The organism is Klebsiella sp. K-Nf6 (assembly GCF_002806655.1).
GTDB lineage: Bacteria > Pseudomonadota > Gammaproteobacteria > Enterobacterales > Enterobacteriaceae > Klebsiella > Klebsiella variicola.
In genome coordinates, this window is record NZ_PIBN01000017.1 from 82099 (window position 1) to 107351 (window position 25253).

The following is a 25253-nucleotide window of genomic DNA, read 5'->3' on the forward strand; positions in this document are numbered from 1 at the left end:
CGAACAGACTGAGGGAACTAAAACTCCTGATCTTCCTGAATAAATTCCGTTTCCCGCGTCAGGATATCGTGAATGTAGCAGAGCTCTATGGCGGGGATTTTGACACTATATCCGCTCTCAATGACACTAAAAGCCTCGCGAAGCGTCGCCAGCTCGCTCTGCGGACACTGCCTTCCGGAATAATGGGATGGCGACGCGTTGCGGATCAGGCGCTCAATCAGACAGCTGATATGCACGTACAGCGCCACCTTGCGATCGTTGGGCACGTCGTAGCCGGCCAGATGCTCATAGCGCAGTAAAAACTGCTCGACCTGATTGATGACCTTTGCGGTATCGAGGATCGTCACCGACTCGATCACCCGGCGCAGCGAGAAATTTTTCAGGATCAGGTTATTGATCTCGCTGACTTGTTCAGAGGAGGCCAGCTCGCCGAAGATACGCATCAGCGGGCGGCTGCCCTGGCCGGAAATCAGCGAATCCAGCGAGATCCACGGCAGATCGGCAAGCTGCGGGTCCAGAGTTCCAACGATCGCCAGCACCTCATAGCGGCTGAGCATCGGTTGCCGCCGCGCGGGATCGGCGAGCGTTTCCACATCACAGGCCACAATATCAATGCCGAGCGTCTCAGGAATGCTGGCTTTTAACAGCGCCGACAGATTCGCCGCCGCGCCCAGACCGGTGGCGCAGGTCGTAAGAATCGCCCGCGGTTTATCGGTTTGCGGGTAATAGAGCTGATGCTCGACCGCGAGATCGCCGCGGATCTCGCGGACGATATCTTCCAGCATAACGCCCTGCAAAATGCGCTCCCCGACGTACATCGCCATACCGGTGGAGACATTGTTGATAATCGCCATCGGCGTACTCAGGCGACGATTAAAATGGCGATGAATGGCGTTCAGCGATCCCATATCGACCAGAATGATCAATCCTGACGCCAGGGCGTGGCTCTCAATATAGGCCATCACCTGGTTAGCAATAGCCTCCGGCGTCACGTCGAGCGGCATATCGAATGACTCAAACAGCTGGCTTTTCAGCAACCGGTTCGCCACGTTGGCGATGCTGCTGGCGGTGGCGTAACCGTGGGCGAGGATAATTGCCCGGGTCACCTGCTGCTGGCTGATGGCGCCATTTTTCTGTAACCACAGCACCAGCAGCAGCAGGTCAATGCGCCGGGGTTCAATGTCCAGCTTCAGCGCCAGCGCAGCGAGGATCTCTTCGCAAAAGCGATACAGCAGCGGATATTTCTGCGCCAGAAAATCCTCCAGCAGGCGGCTTTTCTCGTTGCTCATCGTGGACGGCCCCTGCCGGGAACGATGAATTAGGTAGTGACTTAAAGCGTAAATACAGTTGCCGTTAAACTGGATATTGAAGCGCTTTTCAAGGCGATAAAACTCCTCCCGCACCTGATGCGTTATCAGCAGCAACATATGCGAACTATTGGCATCGTGATTATCGAAAATCAGCCGATCAAAGAGGGTTTCAATCTCCTCGCCCATGCTTTTTTGCGCCTCTTCCCAGAGCGTTTTTTTACTCTGCACCGCCTCATACAGCGCGAGAACGCGGCACTGAGTATCATAAATCAGCCCCTGAATCGGGTCGCGCGCGCGTAGCAGCCAGACCAGGCTGGTCTGCGGCTCGATAAGCAGCGGCTCCTGCTGGCCCATCGCTTCACTGAGGGCCGGCGTCGCAGCCATGATATTTTCCGGCAGATCATGCAGCGTCACGGTAAGCATCTCGCTGCCCGGACACCTGGCCCAGGCCGACGCCACGGCGTATTTCACCACATTCTTCAGCTCACCGACGTTACCGCGATAAACATAGTGCGTCAGCACCTGTAGCAGCCGTGGCGTCAGCTGCAGCCGGGCAGCCAACGTGCGCGCCTCCTGCCAGAAAAACTGCAGCGTTAACGCTTCTTTTTCGTGGCGGCTGCGGGTCTGTAAATCAGGCAGGCTAACGAGGATCGGAATACGGCGAATAAAGGTGGTCAGAAAAGTGCTGTGAATATCTTCGGTGGTGGCAAACACCAGCCGCAGCGAAATCGGCATCCCCTGCGCCGTTTCCCCCACCCGATAGATCTCCTTGCGGTCCAGCCAGGTGAAGAGCTTTTCCTGCCCCTGCGCATCCAGACGATGGACTTCATCAAGAAACAGCACGCCGCCATTTGCCGCCTCAAACGCCCCGGCTTTATCGCTCTGCGCGCCGGTAAACGCGCCTTTAACGTAGCCAAACAGGTTGGCGGCCAACAGCTCCGGGTTGCTGGCATACTGGGCGCAGTTAAAGCTGACAAAAGGCGCATCGGGCGGCAGCAGCCCCTGGGCGATAGCAAACTCATGCATCAGCTCCGCCATATAGCTCTTGCCAGTTCCGCTGTCGCCAACGATCAGCAGCGGAAGCCCACCGTTGGGATAAAACAGCGCGGTTTTCATCTGTTCGATAGGCTTGCGCAGGCTACCGTCATGGCCGGTCAGCAATGAGAAATGATCCGCCTGCTCCGGCTGCCGGTCGCTCTCTGCGAGCAGTTCCGCCATGCTGGCGTACTCGCTGCGGGAAAGAGGGAAAAACTGCTGGCAGAAGGCGGCTTTATGCAGGAAATAGACTGGTCGAGTATTGATCTTCACCAGCACATCCTGGGCCACCAACTGATTCAGATAGTGGCTGGCGGTATTTCTTTGCATCGCAAAACGCCGGGCCAGGTAGCCAGCGGTGAAGACCTCGCTCAGGTTATCCGGATCGAAAAAATCGGTCTGATTTTGCAGAAAAGCCAACAGTTCCGTTTTACGCATTACATCCCCCTCTTCACCTTACAGAGGCTTATGATGCGGGAAATCCACCAGGCGTTGGCGCTAAATTCACTTTTTGCGGTTCGGAGCACAAAAAAAACGGCGCCCAAATCCGCGGACGCCGCATAACAAAACCGTTACAGCCGCGCCAGGGCCTCCCGCATTCCTGAGCGCAAAATCATTTCCAGATAGCGCGTGACCTGGTCGGAAAGGCCGGGAATAGCCGTCAGATCCTCGCCCCAGTGCGCGTTATCCTGCAGGACGTCCGTGACCAGTCCATGCAGCGGGCTCCCGTTCGCCACCTGCTTCCATCCTTGCGAGAAGCGGGTTAACCAGACGTCATCATCTTGCAGCGGATACACCTGTCCGTCGCGCTGGCCGCGATAGAAGGCGATAAGCGCCGCCAGGGCAAACGTTAGCCGCGGGGGGATCGCGCCGTGCTGGCGGATTGTCGTCAGCAGCTGCGGCAGGATCCGGGTGCGGAACTTAGTCATGCCGTTCAGGGCGATGGCGAGCAATTGATGGCGAATATAGGGATTAAGAAAGCGCCCGGTGACCGCATCGGCAAACTGACGAAGCTCCTCGGCCGGTAAATCGAGCGCCGGGATAATCTCTTCATCAATCGTCTGCTGTACATAATGGCGAATGGCTTCGTCCTGCATCGCTTCGCCAACGGTATCCACCCCGCACAGCCATGCTACCGGCACCAGCGCGGTATGCGCACCGTTAAGAATGGCAACCTTGCGCGCTTTATAGGGCCGGATATCCTCTACGATGCGGATATTAAGCGGGTAGCGATCCAGCCGCAGCGTTTCCGCCAGCGCCTGCGGACCCTGAATGACGAATAACCAAAAGTATTCGGCGGTATCAAGGAAAGCATCATGGTAGCCCAGCTCCGTTTCCAGCTTTTCTGCTTCATCACGCGGGTAGCCGGTGACGATGCGGTCAACCAGCGTTGAACAAAACGTATTGGCGGTCTCAACCCAGTCGCGAAAAGCCGCGGGTAATTGCCACTCTTCGGCATAGCGCAGCACCAGCGCCTTCAGCGCCTCGCCGTTATAGTCAATTAGCTCGCAGGGGATGATCGTCCAACCCTTATCCACTGCGCCGTTGAAATGGCGGAACCGTTCGAGCAGCAGCTGGGCCAGTTTCGCCGGGAAGCTAACCGGCGGCTTATCGTCAGGCCGGTCTCCGGCGTGATAGCTGATGCCCGCTTCGGTGGTGTTTGAAAATACGAACGCGATCGCCGGATTTCGAGCCAGCGCCAGATAGCCGGCAAAATCCTGCCAGGGATTGATCTCGTTATTCACCGATCGAATAATCCGCGCCTCGCTCACCGCCTCGCCGCGTTCGTCCAGTCCGCGGATCACCGTGGTGTAAAGCCCGTCCTGGGTATTGAGCGACGGCGGAAACGCGGTGTTGATCGGGCGAATAATGGTCACGCCCGCCGCCAGATCGGTTTGCTCATTCAGCAGATCCAGCTGCCAGTCAATAAATGCCCGCAGGAAGTTGCCCTCGCCAAACTGAATCGCGCGCGTCGGGTACTGCGGCCCGGGAAAATCTTGTCGGTTTAACGATTTCATAAGCTTACCTGCTAAAAATGAATAACGCCTTTGATCAGCTGACGATTGTTAATCACGTCGCTTTCGTAAATTTCCGCCAGCGATTTGAAGTCGTAACGGTGGGTTAGCATCATCCTGGCGGTGATTTTCCCCTCGGCCATCAGCCGCCCGACCTTGGCAAAATCCTCTTCCGTCGCATTACGACTGCCCATCATCGTCGTCTCTTTCTTATGAAATTCCGGATCAGAGAACTGCAGTTCCCCCTTAAACAGACCAACAAAAATGATGCTGCCGCCGTGACGGATTAAATTAACGGTGTTATTCATCGCCTGCTGATTTCCCGTCGCGTCAATCACTTTCTGCGCCAGAGAACCGCCAAACGTGGCAGACAGTTGCTCGATAAACAGCGGATCGGAGGGATCGAGGGTGGTCAGGCCGAGATGCTGTGCCACATGATCGCGCCGCGCTGGGCTGGTATCCGCCACTACTACCTGCGCACCGTCAGCCTTAGCGATCGCCGCGGCTCCGAGCCCAATGGGGCCCGCGCCAACCACCAGCACCTGATCTCCCGGCTGGATCGCTGCGCGACGCACCGCGTGGGCGCTAATGGCGAATGGCTCAATCAACGCCACGGCTTCAGGATCGACGTCATCCACCACCAGCAGATTGTTTACCGGCACGCAGAGATACTCGCTAAACCCGCCGTCCCGATGCACGCCGATCACCGAAATCTTCTCGCAGCAGTTTGTCCGGCCGTTCAGGCAGGCCGGACACTGGCGGCAGGCGACATAGGGAATCACAGCAACCTGTTGGCCGCTCTTCAAATTAAGAATATTTTTACCCAGCCCAATTATCTCACCGCATATTTCATGTCCAAGAACACGCGGATAACTAAAAAAAGGCTGATTGCCGCCCCATGCATGAATGTCTGTCCCACAAATCCCCACTGCCTTTATTTTAATGAGAACTTCATCATCGCCGGGAATGGGAATTTGGCGTTTTTCCCAGTGTAGCTTTTTAGGTTCCTGACACACTAAAGTATTCATCGACGTCATAATAATTGCCTCCGTATTTGTTGGCTTAGATATCGATGAAAAATAGAAATAGAGTGAAACTCATTGCAAAATCTGTGAAATGTCACGCACAAAACTGTTTTAAATCCGGCTTTAATGGATAAAAAAGGAAAACGTTATGAGTCGCTCACAAAACCTACGTCACAATGTTATTAACCAGGTCATCAACGATATGGCGCGCGGCTTTATCCCCTCGCCGCTACCCTCGCAAAGCGCACTGGCGGAGATGTATAACATCAGCCGCACCACGGTGCGCCATATCCTTTGCCACTTATGCGAGCGCGGCGTCTTGAGCCAGGTCAATCACGACTACCAGATCCTTCGTCAGCCGGAAGTACAGGACGGCTTCGATGGTTCCAGCGCCTCGCTGACCGAACAAAACCGTCTCTTTGAACAAGCGTTTTTCACCATGATTAACCAGCGTCAGCTACGCGCCGGGGAGCGGTTCTCCGAACTGCAACTGGCGCGTGCCGCGGGCGTCAGCCCGGTCGTGGTCAGAGAATTTTTACTGAAATTCAGCCGCTACAACCTGATTGAAAGCGAAAAGCGCGGCCAGTGGAACATGAAAAAATTTGAGCAATCCTGGGCCGAGCAACTGTTCGAATTGCGGGAGATGCTGGAAACCCACGCACTTCAACACTTTCTTAATCTGCCGGACAGCGATGCCCGCTGGCTGCAGGCCAAAACCCTGCTTGAGCGCCACCGCACCCTGCGGGACAGCATCGGCAACAGCTTTCGTATGTTCTCCCAGCTCGATCGTGATTTTCATTCGCTGCTGCTTTCCGCTGCAGATAATATATTTTTTAATCAATCACTTGAGATTATCTCCGTGATCTTTCACTTCCACTATCAGTGGGATGAAAGTGACCTTAAACAGCGCAATATCATCGCCATTGATGAACATATGACGATCCTGAGCGCACTCATCTGTCGCAGCGATCTGGATGCCAACCTAGCGCTACGTAACCACCTGAACTCTGCGAAGCAATCCATGATTAACTCTCTCAAGCAAAGTGAATCGCTGGCACATTAAGTACCGATTAAAAACAGAAAATGATTAGCAACAGCACAAATCCAAAAACGTAATCCGGCGCCCTCAAAAAGGTTATTTATGCTGAAAACAAGTCGACTTACTTTACTGTGAAACAGGTGGGTGATGTTTACCCCCTTCGTTGTCACTTGGTATTCAAACATAATAATCAGGAGTCAGGCGTGGAATCACAAAATATAACCATAGACCCGCAGACCGACTTTAAAAAGGGGGAAGCGGAAACCCTTTCAGCCCCCCTAGAAAATACACTACAACGTAGTTCTCGTATTAAAAAGATTCAAACAACGGCAATGATTCTGTTATTTCTGGCGGCGGTGATTAACTACCTCGACCGAAGTTCATTGTCCGTTGCGAACTTAACGATTCGCGAGGAGTTAGGGCTTACCGCCACTGAAATCGGGGCGCTGTTATCGGTTTTCTCTCTGGCCTATGGCATTGCGCAACTGCCCTGCGGACCGCTGCTGGATCGCAAAGGTCCACGCATCATGCTGGGGCTGGGCATGTTTTTCTGGTCGCTATTTCAGGCGGTCTCCGGGATGGTGCACAGCTTTACCCAGTTTGTCCTGGTGCGTATCGGCATGGGGATCGGCGAAGCGCCGATGAACCCGTGCGGCGTCAAGGTGATCAACGACTGGTTTAATATTAAAGAGCGCGGTCGCCCAATGGGCTTCTTTAACGCCGCCTCGACGATTGGCGTGGCGATCAGCCCGCCGATCCTTGCCGCGATGATGCTGATGATGGGTTGGCGCTGGATGTTTATTACCATCGGCGTACTGGGGATCTTTGTCGCTATCGGCTGGTATATGCTTTATCGCAACCGGGAGGATATCCCCCTCACCGCCGATGAGCAGGCCTACCTTAATGCCGGAAGCGTCAACGTGCGCCGTGACCCGCTGAGCTTTGCCGAATGGCGCAGTCTGTTTAAAAACAAAACCATGTGGGGAATGATGTTCGGCTTCAGCGGCATCAACTATACCGCGTGGCTATATCTGGCCTGGCTGCCGGGCTACCTGCAAACGGCGTATAACCTCGATCTGAAAAGTACCGGGTTTATGGCCGCCATTCCTTTCCTGTTTGGTGCCGCCGGTATGCTGATCAATGGCTACGTCACCGACTGGCTGGTCAAAGGCGGCATGGCCCCGATCAAAAGCCGCAAGATCTGCATTATTGCCGGGATGTTCTGCTCCGCGGCGTTTACGCTGATCGTGCCGCATGCCACCACCTCAATCGCGGCGGTGCTGTTAATCGGTATGGCGTTGTTCTGTATTCATTTTGCCGGAACGTCCTGCTGGGGATTGATCCACGTCGCCGTAGCATCAAGAATGACGGCTTCCGTCGGCAGTATTCAGAATTTCGCCAGCTTTATCTGCGCTTCATTCGCACCGGTGGTGACCGGATTTATTGTCGATACCACCCATTCCTTCCAGCTGGCACTGGTTATATGCGGCTGTGTGACCGCTCTCGGCGCACTGGCCTACATTTTCCTGGTTCGCCAGCCGATTAGTGACCCGCGTAACGACTGAATCTTAACGCCCTGCTGACCGCAGGGCATTCATCGTTGCGCTCATTTCATACTGCTGCAGCGATAGCGGCGCATATCCCGCCGCGGCAAACAGCGGCGTAAACGTTTCCGGGACCGTCACCGAAGTCCCCACACCCGGGAACTGCTGCGCCAGCGTCACCAGCAGCTCACGCGCCAGCCCCTGGCGGCGGGCGGCGGGCTCCACCCACAGAAACTGCAATACAGGCCGCGAGCCCGCCGTCGTTAGTACCGCGAAGGCGCGCTGTTCCAGCGTCACGACCTGACAGGGCAGGGTGGCGAAGGTGAGCGGATCCAGCAGCCAGGGGAGCTGACTGTTACTCTCGTCAATGGCGCGCCGTAGCAGGGCCAGGGTGGGATAAAGCTGTAATACACCCGATACCGGAGCCAGAGGTTCATTGCTCAGATAGCCGCAGAGCCCATAGCGTCGCGTAAAGCCCAGCGCCTGATATAGCGCGACGGCCGCGTGGTTATCGCGGATCACCTCCAGGGATACCGTCTCGATCCCCTGCTGTTGCAGGAGCATTAGCAGCTCTTGCATCAATTCCCGGCCCAGGCCTTTGCCGCGCCAGGCCGGGCGCAGGGCAAAGGCGGCCAGGCGAGCGGCACTTCCCCGGCGAGCGACAATCGCGATCGCCGCCGGTTCATCTCCGGCCAGCCAGACGCGGGAATCGATCAGGCTCATCCCCTCGGCGCTAAAACGCTGAACAAATCCCGCCACCGACTGGGTAACAGGCACCAGATAGGCTTCAAAACAGGCGTTGAGAATATCCGTTAACTGCACGCTGCTGAACTGCGTGGCGGGAACGGCGGTCAGCTCCATACTTTTCTCCCGAGGGCTGCTATGCTGAGGTGATGAAAACTAACACTATAACTGCCGGTGCCGTATTACGCCTGACTCAGGAGAGCGATATCGCCCTTCTGCCCGCCATTGAACGTTCTGCAGCCCAGGCATTTCGCCAGATCCCCTCTCTCGCCTGGCTGGCGGACAGCGAGGTGATTAGCGTTGCGCGTCATCATGATTATCTGGAAACAGAGCATAGCCTGCTGGCGGTAGCCGCCGGGCAGCCGATTGGCTTTATTCTGACCGAACCGCTCGACGACGCCTTATTTATCGTCGAAATCGCCGTCCACGAGGACTGGCAGCATCAGGGCATCGGCCGGATGCTGCTGGAGCAGGTTATCGAGGGCGCACGGCAGATGGGCTACCCAGCGGTAACCCTCACCACCTTCCGCGAGGTACCGTGGAATGCGCCGTTTTATACCCGTCTGGGATTCACCATGCTCGATGAGCTGACCCTGCCTGCCGGACTGGCGGCAAAAAGGGAACAGGAGACCCGGCACGGCCTACCGCCCGAGTCGCGCTGCGCCATGCGCTTGTCGCTCTGATGGTCGGCCCGCCGCGCTCCGCGCTTTACTATGGCCGCAAGGCGCAAATCTCATCATGCAATGAACGACTGATGGTAACCCCCTGCCGCTCACTCTGCTGACGGCAGGCGAAACGTCGCTCGCCCGGCAGCCGCGCCCCCTGCTCCTGCATCCCCTTGAACAGCGTTTCGGCGCGCGCCAGCTGCTCTGGTGCCTGCGCGCCGAGAAAGCGCTGCGGATCCAGCGCCAGGATCAGCTCGCCGCCGTAGGGGAGCCCACCCGCGCCGTTATCCCACGCCAGCGATTCGGCGCTGGTCATATCGCCGATAAGCGGCCCGGCCAGCAGCTCAACCATAGCCGCCAGCGCCGAGCCCTTATGCCCGCCAAAGGTTAACATCGCGCCGTTCAGCACCTCCGCGGCATCGGTCGTTGGCTGGCCATGACTGTCGATTCCCCAGCCTTCCGGTAGCGCTTTGCCGGCACGCTGATGCAGCTGGATCTCACCGCGCGCCGCGGCGCTGGTCGCCATATCAACAATAAACGGCGGTTTGTCCCGCCGCGGCCAGCCAAAAGCGATAGGATTGGTGCCGAACAGCGGACGGGTGCCGCCCGCCGGGGCGACCCAGGCGTGGCTTGGCGTACAGGCCAGCCCCACCAGCCCTGCCTCGGTCAACGGCTCAATATCGGCAAACAGCGCGGAAAAATGGACGCAGCGGTTAATTGCCAGCGCCGCAATACCGCTGTGCCGCGCTTTCTCCAGCAGCAGCGGCAGCGCGCGCTCGTAGGCCAGCAGCGAAAAAGCGCCCCCGGCATCCACCCGCACAATCGCCGGCGCCTGGTCGTGGATCTGCGGCTCGGCATCAGGCGATACCTTACCTTTACGCAAGGTATCGACAATGCCCAACAGCCGCCACAGGCCGTGGGAAGCGCAGCCGTCGCGCTCCCCGGCGGTTACATTGCGGGCAATCGCCGCCGCGTGGTCGGCGCTAAATCCATTGGCGCTGAGCATTTCCAGCGCCAGGTCATAAGCTTCAGGTAACGATAGAGTTACCGACTCCATACTGTTCTCCTTTACTCTTCTTCGTCTCCGCTAAAGTTAGCCTGCGGCAGGCAGCTGCGCGCGCCCCAGTAGTAAATCCCCAACGACATCGCCGCCACCAGCACCGTATCCCAGGGGTGACCGATAACATTAAGCCCGCCGAAGCTGCCCAGCCAGGAAAAGAGGATAATCAACGCATAAAACACGATCAGCCACAGCGAAGACTTCACCTGCTGCGCCAGGCTCACGGTATGTTCCGGCACCTTACCTTTGCACATCACGTAGACCACAAACATCACGATTTGCAGCCCCAGCAGCCACGAGAGCGTATTCCAGCCTGACCAGTAGACAATCAGCGCCGAGATCATAAACGATACCGGGCCGATGATACCGAAGGCGCGCACGCGGAACGGCCGCGGCAGATCCGGCGCGTTGCGGCGCAGCCCGGCGGCGGTCACCGGAGCGATGGCGTAGCTCAGCACCAGGGCAGCCGACACCACGCTAATCAGCTGTTCCCAGGAGGGGAACGGCAGCGTCCAGAAAATCGACAGTCCAAAAGTCAGCCATAGCGCCGGGCGCGGAATCCCGGACGCTTTATCAATATGGGTAAAGGCTTTAAAGAAGGTACCCGCCTTCGCCCAGCCGTAGATCACCCGCGGCGTCGCGTTCATATAGATATTGCCGGTGCCGCTCGGGGAGATGATCGCATCACTTATCACCATAAAGGCCAGCCAGCCCATGCCGAGGGTAATGGCAATATCGCGATACGGCAGCGAGAACTGTTTGCTCACCTCGGCCCAACCGCCGTTCAGCATTTCGGTGGGGATACTGCCGAGAAACGCAATCTGCAGCAGCACATAGATAATTGTCGACAGCACCACCGATAAAATCAACGCAATCGGGATAGTCCGCTGCGGCTTTTGCACTTCGCTGGCTACCGAGATAATCGGCGTCAATCCCAGATAAGCGAAGATAATTCCCCCCGCGCTGATCGCCGCTTCCACCCCGGACATGCCAAACGGCGCAATCCCCTGAGCGTGCAGATTCTCCGGTTTAAAGAAGGCAAACAGCGTCACCACCACCAGCAGCGGCACCAGAAACTTGAGCACGCTGATGAAGTTGTTCGATCGGGCGAAGGTCTTAACGCTGTAGTAGTTAAGCGCAAAGAAGAAACAGAGTAGCAAGAACTGCACCACCCACCCCAGCAGCGTCGGCGAACTGGAGCCCGGTTGGGTCAGCGCCGGAAACCAGGCGGCGGCATATTGCCGGGCGGCGACAATTTCAATCGAGATCAGGCTGGAGAAAGCGATCAGGGTGATGAACCCCAGCAGATAGCCCATCAGCTCGCCGTGGGAAAAGACCGGATAGCGAATAATGCCGCCGGCGCGCGGCAGCGCCGCCCCCAGCTCGCAGTAGACAATACCCAGCAGCAATACCGCAAAGCCGCCGATTATCCACGAGGCGATCCCGGCCGGACCGGCGATGGAGGCCACGTGGCTGGCGGCGAATAACCATCCGGAGCCGAAAATTGCCCCCAGGCCGATAAAGGTGAGATCGGTCAGGGTCAGCTGTTTTTTAAACTTACCCGACTCAGCAACGCGGGTTTGACTGTTATGCGTAGTGTGAATGGTCATGGTGATGCCCTTGCGTCAATGAGAGGAGGAAATCGCTTCCCGGGTCCACTGGCCGTTGACCAGGCGCAGCAGGTTCAAAGGGTTCGCATCCTGCAGCGCCGGCGGTAACAGGGCAGCCGGCGCGTTCTGCAGACAGACCGGGCGCAGAAAACGCTCAATCGCCCGGCTGCCGACCGAGGTCCCGCGCGCGTCGGTGGTCGCTGGCCACGGGCCGCCATGGACCATCGCATCGCACACTTCCACGCCGGTGGGATACCCGTTAAACAGCACCCGTCCGGCCTTTTCGCAAAGCAGCGGCAACAGGCTTGCCGCCAGCGGGCCATCATCCGCCTCGGCGTGTAGCGTCGCGGTGAGCTGCCCCTGCAGCGCTTTCACCACCGCCTGCAGCTGGGTCGCGTCTTCCACCTCCACCAGCAGCGATAGCGGGCCGAAAACCTCAGTCTGCAGCAGCGTATCCTGCGCCAGCAGATCCTCGGCCTGAGCCTGCCACAGCAGGGTCTGCGCCTGCCCGGCGCCGGCGGCGAGGCCACTCGCCAGCTTCTCGATACGCGGGTGCGCCGCCAGTGCCGCCACCCCCTGGCGGTAGTGCTGAAGGGTCGGCGCATTGAGCAACACCTGCGGCGGGGAGCCCGCTACCGCCGCGCACAGCGCCGACTTAAAGCGTTCCAGCCCGGCGCCGCGCAGCGCCAGAATCAGCCCCGGACGGGTACAGAACTGGCCACCGCCGAGGGTGAATGACGCCACCAGCTCGTTTGCCAGCGCCTCGGCCCGCGTCTGCAGCGCCTGCGGCAGAATAATCAATGGGTTAATCGCCGACATTTCAGCAAACAGCGGGATCGGCTGCGGGCGCTGCTGCGCCAGCTGATACAGTGCCTTACCGCCGGCCAGTGAACCGGTAAAGCCAACGGCCTGAATCGCCGGATGGCGGACCAATTCGGCGCCGATATCGGTCCCGAAAATCATATTGAATACGCCGCCGGGTAACCCGCACCGCACCACCGCCCGGACGATCGCTTCAGCGGTCAGCTCGGCGGTCGCCATATGGCCCGGATGGGCCTTCACCACCACCGGGCAGCCAGCCGCCAGCGCCGAGGCGGTATCGCCGCCGGCGGTGGAAAAGGCCAACGGAAAGTTGCTGGCGCCAAACACCGCCACCGGCCCTAACGCCTGCTGATACTGGCGCAGATCCGGGCGCGGCAGCGGCTGACGGTCGGCTAAGGCGGTATCAATACGGGCGGCGAAGGTATCGCCGCGCTGGATCACGCCAGCAAACATCCGCAGCTGGCCGCTGGTACGCGCCCGTTCACCCTGCAGCCGCGCCAGCGGCAGCGCGGTCTCCTGACCGGCGAGTGCAAAAAACGCCTCGCCCAGCGCATCCAGTTCATCGGCAATCGCGCAGAGAAAGCGCGCCCGCTGCTGCGGCGTGGTTTGTGAATAAACAGCAAAGGCCTGCTGCGCGGCTTCTGCGGCCTGTGCGGCTTCCTCGCGTGAAGCCGGATAAAAGCGGTGACCGGTGGCTTCGCCGTCCACCGCCCGCAGGCTCAATAGCGTCGCCTCACCGCTGGCAATGCGGCGTCCGGCGATAAACTGCCGTCCCGCCGTGGTCTGAGATGTATTCATATTGACTCCTGTGATCAGAGGCCGACGTCCGGCAGCGTCGGACGAGTCGCCAGCGCCTGTTCAACGATCGCCACCACCTGCTGGCGCGTTTCGCCTTCCAGCGCCAGACGCGGCGGACGGGTAATGGCGCTACCGCGACCCAGCAACTCTTCACACAGCTTGATGCACTGCACCAGATCCGGACGCGCATCGAGATGCAGCAGCGGCATGAACCAGCGGTACAGCGCCATCGCCTCTTCGTAACGCTGCTGGCGGGCGAGACGGAATAACGTTTCCCCTTCGCGCGGGAAGGCATTGGACATCCCGGAGATCCAGCCTTCCGCGCCGACGGCGATGCTTTCCACCACCACGTCATCCAGCCCGGCAAACAGCACGAAGCGGTCGCCAACGGTGTTACGCAGGTCGATAAAGCGGCGGGTATCACCGGAGGAGTCTTTAAAACAGACGATGTTGTCGCAGTCGGTCAGGGTGGCGAGAATGTCCGGCGTCACGTCGTTTTTGTAAATCGGCGGGTTGTTGTAGACCATAATCGGCAGGTCGGTAGCGCTCGCCACGCTGCGGAAGTGGGCCGCGGTTTCATGCGGTTTCGAGGAGTAGACCAGCGCCGGCATCACCATGATCCCGTCGACGCCGACGCGCTCCGCCTCTTTTGCCATTTTCCGGGCGAAGGCGGTGGTGAACTCGGCCACCCCGGCGATGACCGGAATTTTGCCGCCGGCGGCATCCTTCGCCACCTCGATAATCTGCAGTTTTTCATCGGTGCTCAGCGAGGTGTTTTCCCCTACGCTGCCGCACACCACCAGCCCGGAAACGCCATCTTTGACCAGGTTTTTCATCACCGCGTGAGTGGCGTCTAAATCGAGGGAGTAATCGCTACGAAACTGCGTGCTGACCGCCGGGAATACGCCGCTCCAGTGAATCGCTTTTTTGCTCATGCTCGGTTCCTTGTCGTCATTTTGTTAAGTAGAAGTGAATGAATGGTGAATATTCACTGACAGATTGACGTGTCGCGGAACCGGCGGCTTGTCGGTTTTCCCTCAATACGATGACGAAATTAGCACAGTCGACAAAAGTGTGAGCCCGCGTTTATCCGAGCAGCGTGAGGCGAAAATCGCGCGGCGTCGAGCCGGTCATGGCCTTGAACTGGCGGCTGAAGGCGCTGTGATCGGTATACCCGCACTGCAGGGCGATATCGGTAATCGGCGTATCGCCAGCCAGCAGTTCGGTGGCTTTTTCCAGGCGAACTTTGTGGATCATTTGCCGCGGGGTGAGATGAAAGATCCGCTTGCAGTAGCGTTCGATCTGCGCAATCGACATCCCGCTTAAGGCGGTTAACTCTTCCATGGCGATCGGCCGGTGATAGTGCCGGCGGATATGATCGTCGACGATCGCCAGCCGCTGCCACGCCGGATGGCGGGCGTGGGCCTCCTGCAGATCGTGCGAGATCCCGGCCATGCCGATCACCTGGCCGCTGATATCGCGCAGCGCCAGTTTCTGCGTCAGACACCAGCCGCGCTCGCGGCCATTGTAGAGATGCATTTCCAGCTGATCGCGCAGGGTCACGCCTTCCCGTAGTACCCGAAGATCCTGTTCGGTATAACCCTGACCCAGCGCGGAAGGAAAGACATCGGCGGAGGTTTTGCCCAGCAGCGAGGAGACGGTTTTAAAACCGCAGCGGCGGGCCAGCGTCAGGTTCGCCAACAAATAACGCGCCTGCCGATCTTTGATAAAAAAGACCACATTAGGAATGGCATTGAGCAGGGGCGCAATCAGCGCCAGGGCATTCAGCAGCGCGGGCATATTTTCCGGCCGCTGGCGCGCCAGCCCTTCGCAGATCTGGCTCAGCTCATCGACGGCCAGCTCAGGTTGGTTAACCGCCCGGGGCGGCGGCGCATCAGAAACACCGATCATAAGGCCTCCTCATGTAAGTGACCGAAGGATATTTATTCACTTTCCGTTAACACCTCAAGCAGCATCCCTCGGTTTTGCGATCCTGGATCCGCTTTACGCCTTCCCCTGATTTATCCACTGGCGCAATGGTCACTTTCGGTTTACCACAGCATTAAGCAGATGATTAATAAGAAATAACTATGTGAAATAGAAATATACCGTGCTGATGACTATGCAGATTTCGTCATTTTCTCTGACGAAAGCGCTCAAGCAGGCCGGGAAAGGTTGCGCCAGCATGATGAAACATGTTGTTAACTTCCGGAGAGTCTGATGACCGCGCCACGCCCCCCTGTTACGCTGAGAGCTATTGATTCACATACCGGCGGCGAACCGACCCGCCTGATCATTGACGGCTTCCCCGACCTCGGCGGCGGCAACATGGCGGAGCGCCGCGACCGCTTTGCCCGCGACTTCGACCTGTGGCGTCAGGCGGCCATTCTCGAACCGCGCGGTAATGACGTACTGGTCGGCGCGCTGCTGTGCAAACCTGTCTCGGCAGCGGCTACCGCTGGCGTGATTTTCTTCAACAACGCCGGTTTTCTGAATATGTGCGGTCACGGCACCATCGGGCTTATCGCCTCGCTGGCCTGGCTTGGGCGTATCCAGCCCGGCGTGCATCTGATTGAAACGCCGGTCGGCGACGTAAGCGCCACGTTGCACGACGATGGCAGCGTATCGGTGCAAAACGTCCCGGCCCGCCGCTGGAAAAAACAGATCCGCGTTGAGACCGCGCTGGGTCCCGTCATCGGCGATATTGCCTGGGGCGGTAACTGGTTTTTTCTGATTAACGACCACCCGTTCGCCATTACCCCCGAACAGATTCCACAGCTCACCGACTACGCCTGGGCGGTGCGCGAGGGGCTGGAAGCCGCGGGGATCCGCGGCGATGACGGCGGCGTTATCGACCATATCGAACTCTTCGCCGCTGACGATACCGCCGACAGCCGCAGCTTCGTACTCTGTCCGGGAAAGGCCTGGGATCGCTCGCCGTGCGGTACCGGCACCAGCGCCAAGCTGGCTTGCCTGGCGCAGGAGGGCAAGCTGCAGCCAGGAGAAATCTGGCGTCAGGCCAGCATCATCGGCAGCCAGTTTACCGCCAGCTACCAGCGCACCGCTGAAGGCATCATCCCAACGATCCGTGGCGAAGCCTGGGTGTGCGGCGATAACCAGTTGATCCTCAACCCTGACGATCCCTTCTGCTGGGGGATCGCGCCGTGAAGCAGTGCGATGTCATCGTGATCGGCGCCGGGATCATCGGCGCCGCCTGCGCGTGGCAGTTGGCGAAGCGGGGGCAGAGCGTGACGCTTATCGACGACGGTCAGCCCGGTGCCACGGCGGCCGGTATGGGCCATCTGGTGTGCATGGATGACGACCCCGCCGAGCTTGCATTATCGGCATGGTCGCTGGAACGCTGGCGCGCTATCACGCCACGGATGCCCGACCATTGCGCCTGGCGCGGCTGCGGCACGCTGTGGCTGGCGGAAAGCGAAGAAGAGATGGCCGTCGCGGGCGAAAAACTGCGGCGGCTGGCCGGCCATCAGGTACCCAGCGAACTCCAGACCCCGCAGCAGATCGCCGGGCGCGAACCGCTGCTGCGCGGCGGGCTGGCGGGCGGCCTGTGGGTGCCAGGCGATGGCATCCTTTACGCGCCAAACGTCGCCCGCTGGCTGATGGCCGATGCCGGAGACCATCTTACCTGCCTGCACGACAGCGCGCAGGCGATTACCGAACCGCAGGTGCTGCTCGCCAGCGGCAAACGGCTACAGGCGCGGGCCATCGTGGTGGCCTGCGGACTTGAAGCCAACGCGCTGTTAGCGGAAAACTGGCTGCGACCGAAAAAAGGCCAACTGGCGATTACCGATCGCTACCGGCCGCGGGTGCATCACCAGCTGGTTGAGCTGGGTTACGGCGCCAGCGCCCATGGCGGCGGCACCTCGGTGGCGTTTAACCTTCAGCCGCGGCCAACCGGCCAGCTGCTGATTGGCTCTTCGCGTCAGTTTGATAACCGTGAGCGCGAGTTGGATCTGCCCTTGCTGGCGCAGATGCTCGATCGCGCCCGCCATTTCGTGCCGGCGCTGGCGACGTTGAATATCATCCGCTGCTGGAGCGGCCTGCGCGCCGCCTCGCAGGATGGCAACCCGCTGATCGGCCCGCATCCCACGCGCCGTGGCGTATGGCTGGCGCTGGGCCATGAAGGGCTGGGCGTCACCACCGCTCCGGCCACAGCTGAACTGCTGGCGGCGCAGATCCTCGATGAACGCTGCCCATTGGCGCCCGACGCCTGGCTCCCGGCCCGTTTGTGTCAACAGGAGGCGATTGCATGAAGGCCACGCTCACTATCACCATTGATGGCGAAGCGCTGACGGTGCCGGAAGGCATTAGCGTGGCGGCGGCGCTGGCGTTGACCGGCGACCCCACCACCCGCCAGGCGGTTAACGGCGAGCTCCGCGCGCCGTTTTGCGGCATGGGCGTCTGCCAGGAGTGCCGGGTCACCGTCGATGGCCTTCGGGTGCTGGCCTGCCAGACCCTGTGCCGGGCCGGTATGCAAATAGAAAGGAGCCACGATGAACACGCTGCGCTGTGACATTTTAATCCTCGGCGCCGGCCCCGCCGGCATGGCGGCCGCGCTCTCCGCCGCCGCCTGCGATAAACAGGTGATTATTCTCGACGATAACCCCGCCCCTGGCGGACAAATCTGGCGCGCGGGTCCGCAGGCGACGCAGCCCGCCCTGGCCCGGCGCTACCGCGACGCCATCGCCGCGTCTGCCGCCATCCGGGTAGTGAACGGCGCGCGGCTGATTGCCCGCCCCTCCGCGCACAGCGTGCTGTTTGAAACCGCCGACGGCGGCGGCGTGGTTTGCTGGCAGAAACTGATCCTCTGCTGCGGCGCGCGCGAGCTGTCGCTGCCCTTTCCCGGCTGGACCTTACCCGGCGTGACCGGCGCGGGCGGCCTGCAGGCGCAAATCAAACAGGGCCTGTCGCTGAAAGGAGAAAAGGTGGTGATTGCCGGCAGCGGTCCGCTACTGCTGGCGGTGGCGGATACGGTGAACAAGGCTGGAGGCGACGTGACGAATATCATTGAACAAGCGCCGCTCCCGGCGCTGCTGCGCTTCGCCGGCGGGCTGTGGCGCTGGCCGCAGAAGCTGCGCCAGTTAGCGACGCTGGCCCCGAAAGGCTATCTGAGCGGCGCGCAGGCGATCCGCGCTCACGGCGCAACGCGGCTGGAAGCCGTTACGCTTCGCCAGCGCGGCGTCGAGCGGACTATCGCCTGCGATCGGCTGGCTATCGGCTACGGGCTGATACCCAATATCGAGACGGGGCTGCTGTTTGGCTGTGCCACGGCACAGGAGGCGATCCAGGTTAACCGCTGGCAGCAGACCAGCGTCGCGGATATCTATGCCGCCGGCGAGTGCACCGGTTTCGGCGGTAGCGAGCTGGCGCTGGCGGAGGGCGAAATCGCCGGGTATGCCGCCGCCGGGGCCAGCCAGCAAGCGCAGGCGTTATTTACCCGCCGCGCCCGCTGGCAGCGTTTCGCCGAAGCAATCAACCGTACCTTCCGGCTGACGGAATCCTTGAAAGACGCCGCAACGCCGGAGAGCCTGCTGTGCCGCTGCGAGGATGTACGCTGCGGCGATGTGGCGGCCGCCGGAGGCTGGCCGCAGGCCAAACTGACCCAGCGCTGCGGAATGGGCGCCTGTCAGGGGCGTACCTGCGCCGCCAGCGCCCGCTGGTTGTACGGCTGGCCGCTGCCGCAGCCAAGAGAACCGCTGGCCCCCGCCCGCGCGGAAACGCTTATTGCCCTCGCCCGGCCGAGCGCCGAGCCGTAACCGCTACTCTTCTTCATCACCGCGCCCGGCAGGGACGCCAAGCGCAATAAACTCCTCCAGCAGCGAGGTCAGTTGCTGCAGTTTTTCCGTGGTGAACTGGGCCTCCAGCAGACGATAGGTTTCTTCCACCTCGGCCTGAGCGCTTTCATACAGCGCGGTTCCGGCAGGCGTCAGCGAGACGTACAGCTTGCGCTGATCGTTAACCGGCTTTAAGCGCAGCACCAGCCCATCCCGCTCCATGCGCGTCAAAATCCCGGTCAGGCTGGGACGCAGGATGCAGGCGCGAAAGGCCAGATCGTGAAAATCCATCGACGGACGTTCGGCGAGAATTCGCACGATCCGCCACTGCTGTTCGGTGAGATTGTGCCGTTTGACGATCGGCCGAAAGTAGGCCATCGCCGCCTCACGCGCCTGCAACAAGGCAATGGTTAATGAATCATGCATAGTATCCCCTCTACAGCCTCATCCAAAACTTATTAACAACTTAATAATTAGCTTTAATCCTGCCATGTACAACCGGTTTCTGCACCTGAAAAGTACCAGCCTCTTCCTGAAAAACAGTCAACTCATTGATTAAAAACCAATAAGTTATTGATGTGTAAATATTGTGTTAATCAGATCACAAAACATTCACTTCCAGTTGCTAAACCTGGCCGCAAAGCATAAAAGATGATCATTAACATATTAATGAAATGCATTTAAATCCGAAATCAGTACCAGAGGAGTGGTGAATGAAAGGTACCATCTTCGCCGTTGCGCTCAATCATCGCAGCCAGCTCGACGCCTGGCGCGAAGCGTTTCAACAGGCCCCCTACAAGACGCCGCCGAAAACCGCGGTCTGGTTTATCAAGCCGCGCAATACCGTGATTGGCGACGGCGAGGCGATCCCCTATCCGCAGGGCGAGACCGTACAAAGCGGCGCGACGGTGGCGCTGATTGTCGGCAAAACCGCGCGTAAAGTGGCGGCGGCAGAGGCAGCGAACTATATCGCCGGCTACGCGCTGGCTAACGATGTGAGTCTGCCGGAAGAGAGTTTTTATCGCCCGGCGATCAAGGCGAAATGCCGCGATGGCTTCTGCCCCGTCGGCGCGCTGTCGGCGGTGCGTAACGTCGATAACCTGACCATCATCACCGAAATCAACGGCCGCGAGGCGGATAGCTGGCATACCGGCGATCTGCAGCGTAACGCCGCGCAGCTGCTGAGCGCCTTAAGCGAGTTCGCCACCCTCAATCCCGGCGACGCGATCCTTATCGGCACGCCCCACTCTCGCGTCACGCTGCGCCCCGGCGACCGCGTACGTATTCTCGCCGACGGATTCCCGGCGCTGGAAAACCCGGTTGTCGCAGAAGGAGAGCTGGCATGAAACAGGCACGCATTGAATGGCAGGGACAGGTACGCGACGTGCTGGTCGATGAACGCGACCAGGTGCGCCTGAACGATGGCACGGTATTGAAAGAAGGCGAATTCCGCTGGTTGCCGCCCGCCGACGGCACGCTGTTCGCGCTGGGGCTGAACTACGCCGACCACGCCAGCGAGCTGGAATTTAAGCCGCCAACCGAGCCTTTGGTGTTCATCAAAGCGCCGAACACCTTTATTGGCCACCAGCAGCAGTCGGTACGCCCGGATAACGTCGAATACATGCACTACGAAGCCGAACTGGTGGTGGTGATCGGGAAAACCGCGCGCCGCGTCAGCGAAGCCGAGGCCATGGACTATGTCGCTGGCTATACCGTGTGCAACGACTACGCGATCCGCGACTACCTGGAAAACTACTACCGCCCGAACCTGCGGGTCAAAAGCCGCGATACCCTGACGCCGATTGGCCCGTGGATCGTCGCCAAAGAGGCGATCCCGGATCCGCATAATCTGGCCCTGCGCACCTGGGTCAACGGCGAACTGCGCCAGCAGGGCACCACCGCCGATCTGATCTTCAGCATCCCGTTCCTCATCGCTTATTTAAGCGAATTTATGACCCTGCAACCGGGCGACATGATCGCCACCGGCACGCCGAAAGGGCTATCCGATGTGGTGCCGGGCGATGAGGTGATCGTTGAAGTCGAGGGCGTGGGCCGCCTGGTCAACCATATCATCAGCCAGCAAGCGTATGAGGAGACACTGTCATGAAAAAGATTAACCATTGGATCAACGGTAAAAACGTTGCCGGCGCAGACTATTTTCATACCACCAACCCGGCCACCGGCGAGGTACTGGCTGAAGTTGCCTCCGGCGGTGAAGCCGAGGTCCACCAGGCAGTCGCGGCGGCAAAAGAGGCCTTTCCGAAGTGGGCTAACCTGCCGATGAAAGAGCGCGCGCGCCTGATGCGCCGCCTGGGCGATCTGATCGATCAGAACGTCCCGGAGATCGCGGCGATGGAAACCGCCGATACCGGCCTGCCGATCCACCAGACCAAAAACGTGTTGATCCCGCGGGCGTCGCATAACTTCGAATTTTTCGCCGAAGTGTGTCAGCAGATGAACGGCAAGACCTATCCGGTCGATGACAAGATGCTCAATTACACCCTCGTGCAGCCGGTCGGCGTGTGCGCGCTGGTGTCGCCGTGGAACGTGCCGTTTATGACCGCCACCTGGAAGGTCGCGCCGTGTCTTGCACTGGGGAATACCGCGGTGCTGAAAATGTCCGAACTGTCGCCGCTGACCGCCGATCGCCTGGGCGAGCTGGCGCTGGAAGCTGGGATCCCGGCAGGTGTGCTCAACGTGGTGCAAGGCTATGGTGCTACCGCGGGCGATGCGCTGGTGCGCCATCATGATATTCGCGCCGTTTCCTTTACCGGCGGCACCGCCACCGGACGCAACATCATGAAAAACGCCGGCCTGAAAAAGTACTCCATGGAGCTTGGCGGAAAGTCGCCGGTGCTGATTTTTGAAGACGCCGATATTGAGCGCGCCCTCGACGCCGCGCTGTTCACCATTTTCTCGATCAACGGCGAACGCTGCACCGCCGGTTCGCGTATTTTCATTCAGCAGAGTATTTATCCGGAGTTCGTCAAGCGCTTCGCTGAGCGCGCCAACCGCCTGCACGTGGGCGATCCGACCGACCCGAATACCCAGGTCGGCGCGCTGATTAGCAAGCAGCACTGGGAGAAAGTGTCCGGCTACATTCGCCTCGGTATCGAAGAGGGCGCCACCCTGCTGGCCGGTGGCCCGGATAAACCGTCCGACCTGCCGGCGCATCTGAAATCCGGCAACTTCCTGCGCCCGACGGTGCTGGCGGATGTCGATAACCGCATGCGCGTCGCTCAGGAAGAAATATTTGGCCCGGTCGCCTGCCTGCTGCCGTTCAAAGACGAAGCGGAAGGATTGCGTCTGGCCAACGATGTGGAATACGGCCTGGCGTCGTATATCTGGACCCAGGACGTCAGCAAAGTGCTGCGTCTGGCCCGCGGTATTGAAGCCGGGATGGTGTTCGTCAACACCCAGAACGTGCGCGACCTGCGTCAGCCGTTCGGCGGCGTGAAGGCCTCCGGCACCGGCCGCGAAGGCGGCGAGTACAGCTTTGAAGTGTTCGCCGAAATGAAAAACGTCTGCATCTCGATGGGCGACCATCCGATCCCGAAATGGGGAGTCTGATATGGGTAAGTTAGCGTTAGCAGCAAAAATCACTCACGTGCCGTCGATGTATCTGTCTGAGCTGCCGGGGAAAAACCACGGCTGCCGTCAGGGCGCGATCGATGGGCATAAAGAAATTGGCAAGCGCTGTCGTGAAATGGGCGTTGATACCATTATCGTGTTCGACACCCACTGGCTGGTCAACAGCGCCTATCACATCAACTGCGCTGACCATTTTCAGGGCGTCTATACCAGTAACGAACTGCCGCATTTTATTCGCGACATGACCTACGACTACGACGGCAATCCGGAGCTGGGCCAGCTTATCGCCGACGAGGCGGTGAAGCTCGGGGTGCGCGCCAAAGCGCACAATATTCCGAGCCTGAAGCTGGAGTACGGCACCCTGGTGCCGATGCGCTACATGAACAGCGATAAGCACTTCAAGGTGGTGTCGATCTCCGCCTTCTGTACCGTCCACGATTTTGCCGACAGCCGCAGGCTGGGCGAAGCCATTCTCACCGCTATCGAGAAATATGATGGCACCGTGGCGGTGCTGGCCAGCGGTTCGCTGTCGCACCGCTTTATCGACGACCAGCGTGCCGAAGAAGGCATGAACAGCTATACCCGCGAGTTTGACCATCAAATGGATGAGCGGGTGGTGAAGCTGTGGCGGGAGGGCAAATTCAAAGAGTTCTGCACCATGCTGCCGGAGTACGCCGACTACTGCTATGGCGAAGGCAACATGCACGACACGGTGATGCTGCTTGGCCTGCTGGGCTGGGATAAATACGACGGCAAGGTGGAGTTTATCACCGAGCTATTCGCCAGCTCCGGCACCGGCCAGGTTAACGCCGTGTTCCCGCTGCCGGCGCAGGCGTAAGGAGGCCCCATGCCGCATTTTATCGCCGAGTGTACCGACAACATCCGCGAGCAGGCCGATCTGCCTGGGCTGTTTGCCAAAGTCAACGAGGCGCTGGCCGCCACCGGTATCTTCCCGATCGGCGGGATCCGCAGCCGCGCCCACTGGCTGAATACCTGGCAGATGGCCGACGGCAAGCAGGATTACGCCTTCGTGCATATGACCCTGAAAATCGGCGCCGGGCGCAGTCTGGAGAGCCGTCAGGACGTGGGAGATATGCTGTTCGCGCTGATCAAAGCCCATTTTGCCGCGCTGATGGAGAGCCGCTATCTGGCGCTGTCGTTCGCCATGGAAGAGCTCGACCCGACGCTGAACTACAAACAGAACAACGTGCACGCGTTATTTAAATAACGTGCAAATTGCCCGGTGGCGCTGCGCTTACCGGGCCTACAGCAGGTAGCCCGGCCGAGCAACGCGACGCCGGGGTTTGCTCCGGGGCGCCCCGGGGTCGGCGTAAACGCCTCGCCCGGGCTACTCGATTGTGCACATTTCCGGTAATGCCACAGGAATCACTATGCTCGATAAACAGACCCGAACCCTGATCGCCCAGCGGCTGAACCAGGCCGAAAAACAGCGTGAACAGATCCGTGCGATCTCGCTGGATTATCCGTCGATCACCATTGAGGACGCCTACGCCGTCCAGCGCGAGTGGGTCGAAATGAAGATCGCCGAAGGCCGCGTGCTCAAAGGCCACAAGATCGGCCTGACCTCTAAAGCGATGCAGGCCAGCTCGCAGATCAGCGAGCCGGACTACGGCGCGCTGCTCGACGATATGTTCTTCCACGACGGCAGCGATATTCCCACCGACCGCTTTATCGTTCCGCGTATCGAAGTCGAGCTGGCCTTCGTGCTGGCCAAACCGCTGCGCGGCCCGAACTGTACGCTGTTTGATGTCTACAACGCCACCGACTACGTTATCCCGGCGCTGGAGCTTATCGACGCGCGCTGCCACAACATCGACCCGGAAACCCAGCGTCCGCGCAAAGTGTTCGACACCATCTCCGACAACGCCGCCAACGCCGGGGTGATCCTCGGCGGCCGGCCGATTAAACCGGACGAGCTCGACCTGCGTTGGATCTCCGCCCTGCTGTATCGCAACGGCGTGATTGAAGAGACCGGCGTCGCCGCGGGCGTACTCAATCATCCGGCCAACGGCGTGGCCTGGCTGGCCAACAAACTGGCGCCGTACGATGTCCAGCTCGAAGCCGGGCAAATCATCCTCGGCGGCTCCTTCACCCGCCCGGTTCCGGCGCGCAAGGGCGATACCTTCCACGTCGACTACGGCAACATGGGCGCCATCAGCTGCCGCTTTGTTTGAGGAGA

At 59.6% G+C, this 25253-nt stretch carries 23 protein-coding genes and 1 pseudogene; 14 read left to right on the top strand and 10 right to left on the bottom strand.

Features of this window, described 5'->3' with window-relative positions:
• Nucleotides 1-17 precede the first annotated feature (17 nt).
• From CWM61_RS23045 to CWM61_RS23055, 3 genes are all read right to left on the bottom strand, one after another.
• Nucleotides 18-2783: a sigma 54-interacting transcriptional regulator gene (locus tag CWM61_RS23045; protein WP_100631984.1), complete on the bottom strand. Its 2766-nt coding sequence runs from the start codon at nucleotides 2781-2783 to the stop codon at nucleotides 18-20.
• Between the two features lie 134 nt (nucleotides 2784-2917).
• Nucleotides 2918-4363 (bottom strand): tagaturonate reductase, encoded by a 1446-nt coding sequence (locus tag CWM61_RS23050; RefSeq protein WP_074387144.1) that lies wholly within the window; start codon nucleotides 4361-4363, stop codon nucleotides 2918-2920.
• A gap of 11 nt (nucleotides 4364-4374) precedes the next feature.
• Nucleotides 4375-5397: a zinc-binding alcohol dehydrogenase family protein gene (locus CWM61_RS23055; protein WP_100631985.1), complete on the bottom strand. Its 1023-nt coding sequence runs from the start codon at nucleotides 5395-5397 to the stop codon at nucleotides 4375-4377.
• A 136-nt stretch (nucleotides 5398-5533) separates the two neighbouring features.
• Here CWM61_RS23055 and CWM61_RS23060 point away from each other — a divergent pair, with 136 nt between their 5' ends.
• A complete protein-coding gene (locus CWM61_RS23060; RefSeq protein WP_008807558.1) occupies nucleotides 5534-6448 on the top strand; it encodes a GntR family transcriptional regulator in 915 nt (304 codons plus the stop codon).
• A gap of 179 nt (nucleotides 6449-6627) precedes the next feature.
• Nucleotides 6628-7989 (top strand): MFS transporter, encoded by a 1362-nt coding sequence (locus CWM61_RS23065; protein ID WP_061155863.1) that lies wholly within the window; start codon nucleotides 6628-6630, stop codon nucleotides 7987-7989.
• Between the two features lie 3 nt (nucleotides 7990-7992).
• Here the strand turns inward: CWM61_RS23065 and CWM61_RS23070 are convergent, their stop codons facing one another.
• Nucleotides 7993-8829 (bottom strand): GNAT family N-acetyltransferase, encoded by an 837-nt coding sequence (locus CWM61_RS23070; RefSeq protein ID WP_074387146.1) that lies wholly within the window; start codon nucleotides 8827-8829, stop codon nucleotides 7993-7995.
• 32 nt (nucleotides 8830-8861) lie between these two features.
• Here CWM61_RS23070 and CWM61_RS23075 point away from each other — a divergent pair, with 32 nt between their 5' ends.
• Nucleotides 8862-9395 carry a GNAT family N-acetyltransferase gene (locus CWM61_RS23075; RefSeq protein ID WP_074387147.1) on the top strand — a complete coding sequence of 178 codons (534 nt, stop codon included), beginning with the start codon at nucleotides 8862-8864 and terminating at the stop codon, nucleotides 9393-9395.
• A 28-nt stretch (nucleotides 9396-9423) separates the two neighbouring features.
• Here CWM61_RS23075 and CWM61_RS23080 read toward each other — a convergent pair whose 3' ends face one another.
• From CWM61_RS23080 to CWM61_RS23100, 5 genes are all read right to left on the bottom strand, one after another.
• The gene (locus CWM61_RS23080; RefSeq protein ID WP_100631986.1) at nucleotides 9424-10434 is read right to left on the bottom strand and encodes an Ldh family oxidoreductase; all 1011 of its coding nucleotides are present in this window, start codon (nucleotides 10432-10434) and stop codon (nucleotides 9424-9426) included.
• Between the two features lie 11 nt (nucleotides 10435-10445).
• Complete coding sequence (locus tag CWM61_RS23085) at nucleotides 10446-12047, bottom strand: APC family permease (RefSeq protein ID WP_100631987.1); 1602 nt, start codon at nucleotides 12045-12047, stop codon at nucleotides 10446-10448.
• 15 nt (nucleotides 12048-12062) lie between these two features.
• On the bottom strand, nucleotides 12063-13667 hold the full coding sequence (locus CWM61_RS23090) for an aldehyde dehydrogenase (NADP(+)) (protein WP_100631988.1): 1605 nt from the start codon (nucleotides 13665-13667) through the stop codon (nucleotides 12063-12065).
• A 14-nt stretch (nucleotides 13668-13681) separates the two neighbouring features.
• Nucleotides 13682-14602, bottom strand: coding sequence for a dihydrodipicolinate synthase family protein (locus CWM61_RS23095; protein ID WP_074387151.1), 921 nt, complete (start codon nucleotides 14600-14602; stop codon nucleotides 13682-13684).
• A gap of 151 nt (nucleotides 14603-14753) precedes the next feature.
• The gene (locus CWM61_RS23100; RefSeq protein WP_074387152.1) at nucleotides 14754-15578 is read right to left on the bottom strand and encodes an AraC family transcriptional regulator; all 825 of its coding nucleotides are present in this window, start codon (nucleotides 15576-15578) and stop codon (nucleotides 14754-14756) included.
• A 309-nt stretch (nucleotides 15579-15887) separates the two neighbouring features.
• Here CWM61_RS23100 and CWM61_RS23105 point away from each other — a divergent pair, with 309 nt between their 5' ends.
• The 4 genes from CWM61_RS23105 to CWM61_RS23120 are packed head-to-tail and all read left to right on the top strand — an operon-like array spanning nucleotide 15888 to nucleotide 19444.
• The gene (locus tag CWM61_RS23105; protein ID WP_100631989.1) at nucleotides 15888-16835 is read left to right on the top strand and encodes a 4-hydroxyproline epimerase; all 948 of its coding nucleotides are present in this window, start codon (nucleotides 15888-15890) and stop codon (nucleotides 16833-16835) included.
• Complete coding sequence (locus CWM61_RS23110) at nucleotides 16832-17941, top strand: NAD(P)/FAD-dependent oxidoreductase (protein WP_100631990.1); 1110 nt, start codon at nucleotides 16832-16834, stop codon at nucleotides 17939-17941. The genes CWM61_RS23105 and CWM61_RS23110 overlap by 4 nt, the downstream gene beginning before the upstream one ends.
• Nucleotides 17938-18201 (top strand): (2Fe-2S)-binding protein, encoded by a 264-nt coding sequence (locus tag CWM61_RS23115; protein ID WP_023322030.1) that lies wholly within the window; start codon nucleotides 17938-17940, stop codon nucleotides 18199-18201. The genes CWM61_RS23110 and CWM61_RS23115 overlap by 4 nt, the downstream gene beginning before the upstream one ends.
• Nucleotides 18182-19444, top strand: a complete 1263-nt coding sequence (locus CWM61_RS23120; protein ID WP_100631991.1) for an FAD-dependent oxidoreductase — start codon at nucleotides 18182-18184, stop codon at nucleotides 19442-19444. Before CWM61_RS23115 ends, CWM61_RS23120 begins: the two co-directional genes overlap by 20 nt.
• Nucleotides 19445-19447: 3 nt before the next feature.
• On the opposite strand, the gene hpaR is transcribed toward CWM61_RS23120, so the two are convergent.
• Entirely contained in the window at nucleotides 19448-19888 is a 441-nt protein-coding gene (gene hpaR / locus CWM61_RS23125) for a homoprotocatechuate degradation operon regulator HpaR (RefSeq protein ID WP_002887503.1), read from the bottom strand.
• Nucleotides 19889-19952: 64 nt separating this feature from the next.
• Here hpaR and CWM61_RS29465 point away from each other — a divergent pair.
• The 7 genes and pseudogenes from CWM61_RS29465 to hpaH all read left to right on the top strand — a co-directional run bounded on the left by CWM61_RS29465 (nucleotide 19953) and on the right by hpaH (nucleotide 25248).
• Nucleotides 19953-20117 (top strand): annotated as a pseudogene (locus tag CWM61_RS29465) (hypothetical protein).
• Between the two features lie 58 nt (nucleotides 20118-20175).
• Nucleotides 20176-20808, top strand: coding sequence for a fumarylacetoacetate hydrolase family protein (locus CWM61_RS23130; RefSeq protein ID WP_012969003.1), 633 nt, complete (start codon nucleotides 20176-20178; stop codon nucleotides 20806-20808).
• Nucleotides 20805-21569, top strand: a complete 765-nt coding sequence (locus CWM61_RS23135) for a fumarylacetoacetate hydrolase family protein (protein WP_008807571.1) — start codon at nucleotides 20805-20807, stop codon at nucleotides 21567-21569. The genes CWM61_RS23130 and CWM61_RS23135 overlap by 4 nt, the downstream gene beginning before the upstream one ends.
• Nucleotides 21566-23032 (top strand): 5-carboxymethyl-2-hydroxymuconate semialdehyde dehydrogenase, encoded by a 1467-nt coding sequence (hpaE, locus tag CWM61_RS23140; RefSeq protein WP_100631992.1) that lies wholly within the window; start codon nucleotides 21566-21568, stop codon nucleotides 23030-23032. Before CWM61_RS23135 ends, hpaE begins: the two co-directional genes overlap by 4 nt.
• Before the next feature lies 1 nt (nucleotide 23033).
• Complete coding sequence (gene hpaD, locus CWM61_RS23145) at nucleotides 23034-23891, top strand: 3,4-dihydroxyphenylacetate 2,3-dioxygenase (protein WP_061155878.1); 858 nt, start codon at nucleotides 23034-23036, stop codon at nucleotides 23889-23891.
• Between the two features lie 9 nt (nucleotides 23892-23900).
• On the top strand, nucleotides 23901-24281 hold the full coding sequence (locus tag CWM61_RS23150; RefSeq protein ID WP_100631993.1) for a 5-carboxymethyl-2-hydroxymuconate Delta-isomerase: 381 nt from the start codon (nucleotides 23901-23903) through the stop codon (nucleotides 24279-24281).
• 163 nt (nucleotides 24282-24444) lie between these two features.
• The gene (gene hpaH / locus CWM61_RS23155; RefSeq protein ID WP_002887487.1) at nucleotides 24445-25248 is read left to right on the top strand and encodes a 2-oxo-hept-4-ene-1,7-dioate hydratase; all 804 of its coding nucleotides are present in this window, start codon (nucleotides 24445-24447) and stop codon (nucleotides 25246-25248) included.
• Nucleotides 25249-25253 lie beyond the last annotated feature (5 nt).

Excerpts from the sequence above, each read along its gene's own strand:
- CWM61_RS23045 (WP_100631984.1), bottom strand. The coding sequence starts at position 2,783 with ATGCGTAAAACGGAACTGTTGGCTTTTCTGCAAAATCAGACCGATTTT.
- CWM61_RS23050 (WP_074387144.1), bottom strand. The coding sequence starts at position 4,363 with ATGAAATCGTTAAACCGACAAGATTTTCCCGGGCCGCAGTACCCGACG.
- CWM61_RS23055 (WP_100631985.1), bottom strand. The coding sequence starts at position 5,397 with ATGACGTCGATGAATACTTTAGTGTGTCAGGAACCTAAAAAGCTACAC.
- CWM61_RS23060 (WP_008807558.1), top strand. The coding sequence starts at position 5,534 with ATGAGTCGCTCACAAAACCTACGTCACAATGTTATTAACCAGGTCATC.
- CWM61_RS23070 (WP_074387146.1), bottom strand. The coding sequence starts at position 8,829 with ATGGAGCTGACCGCCGTTCCCGCCACGCAGTTCAGCAGCGTGCAGTTA.
- CWM61_RS23075 (WP_074387147.1), top strand. The coding sequence starts at position 8,862 with ATGAAAACTAACACTATAACTGCCGGTGCCGTATTACGCCTGACTCAG.
- CWM61_RS23080 (WP_100631986.1), bottom strand. The coding sequence starts at position 10,434 with ATGGAGTCGGTAACTCTATCGTTACCTGAAGCTTATGACCTGGCGCTG.
- CWM61_RS23085 (WP_100631987.1), bottom strand. The coding sequence starts at position 12,047 with ATGACCATTCACACTACGCATAACAGTCAAACCCGCGTTGCTGAGTCG.
- CWM61_RS23090 (WP_100631988.1), bottom strand. The coding sequence starts at position 13,667 with ATGAATACATCTCAGACCACGGCGGGACGGCAGTTTATCGCCGGACGC.
- CWM61_RS23095 (WP_074387151.1), bottom strand. The coding sequence starts at position 14,602 with ATGAGCAAAAAAGCGATTCACTGGAGCGGCGTATTCCCGGCGGTCAGC.
- CWM61_RS23100 (WP_074387152.1), bottom strand. The coding sequence starts at position 15,578 with ATGATCGGTGTTTCTGATGCGCCGCCGCCCCGGGCGGTTAACCAACCT.
- CWM61_RS23105 (WP_100631989.1), top strand. The coding sequence starts at position 15,888 with ATGACCGCGCCACGCCCCCCTGTTACGCTGAGAGCTATTGATTCACAT.
- CWM61_RS23115 (WP_023322030.1), top strand. The coding sequence starts at position 17,938 with ATGAAGGCCACGCTCACTATCACCATTGATGGCGAAGCGCTGACGGTG.
- CWM61_RS23120 (WP_100631991.1), top strand. The coding sequence starts at position 18,182 with ATGAACACGCTGCGCTGTGACATTTTAATCCTCGGCGCCGGCCCCGCC.
- hpaR (WP_002887503.1), bottom strand. The coding sequence starts at position 19,888 with ATGCATGATTCATTAACCATTGCCTTGTTGCAGGCGCGTGAGGCGGCG.
- CWM61_RS23130 (WP_012969003.1), top strand. The coding sequence starts at position 20,176 with ATGAAAGGTACCATCTTCGCCGTTGCGCTCAATCATCGCAGCCAGCTC.
- CWM61_RS23135 (WP_008807571.1), top strand. The coding sequence starts at position 20,805 with ATGAAACAGGCACGCATTGAATGGCAGGGACAGGTACGCGACGTGCTG.
- hpaE (WP_100631992.1), top strand. The coding sequence starts at position 21,566 with ATGAAAAAGATTAACCATTGGATCAACGGTAAAAACGTTGCCGGCGCA.
- hpaD (WP_061155878.1), top strand. The coding sequence starts at position 23,034 with ATGGGTAAGTTAGCGTTAGCAGCAAAAATCACTCACGTGCCGTCGATG.
- CWM61_RS23150 (WP_100631993.1), top strand. The coding sequence starts at position 23,901 with ATGCCGCATTTTATCGCCGAGTGTACCGACAACATCCGCGAGCAGGCC.
- hpaH (WP_002887487.1), top strand. The coding sequence starts at position 24,445 with ATGCTCGATAAACAGACCCGAACCCTGATCGCCCAGCGGCTGAACCAG.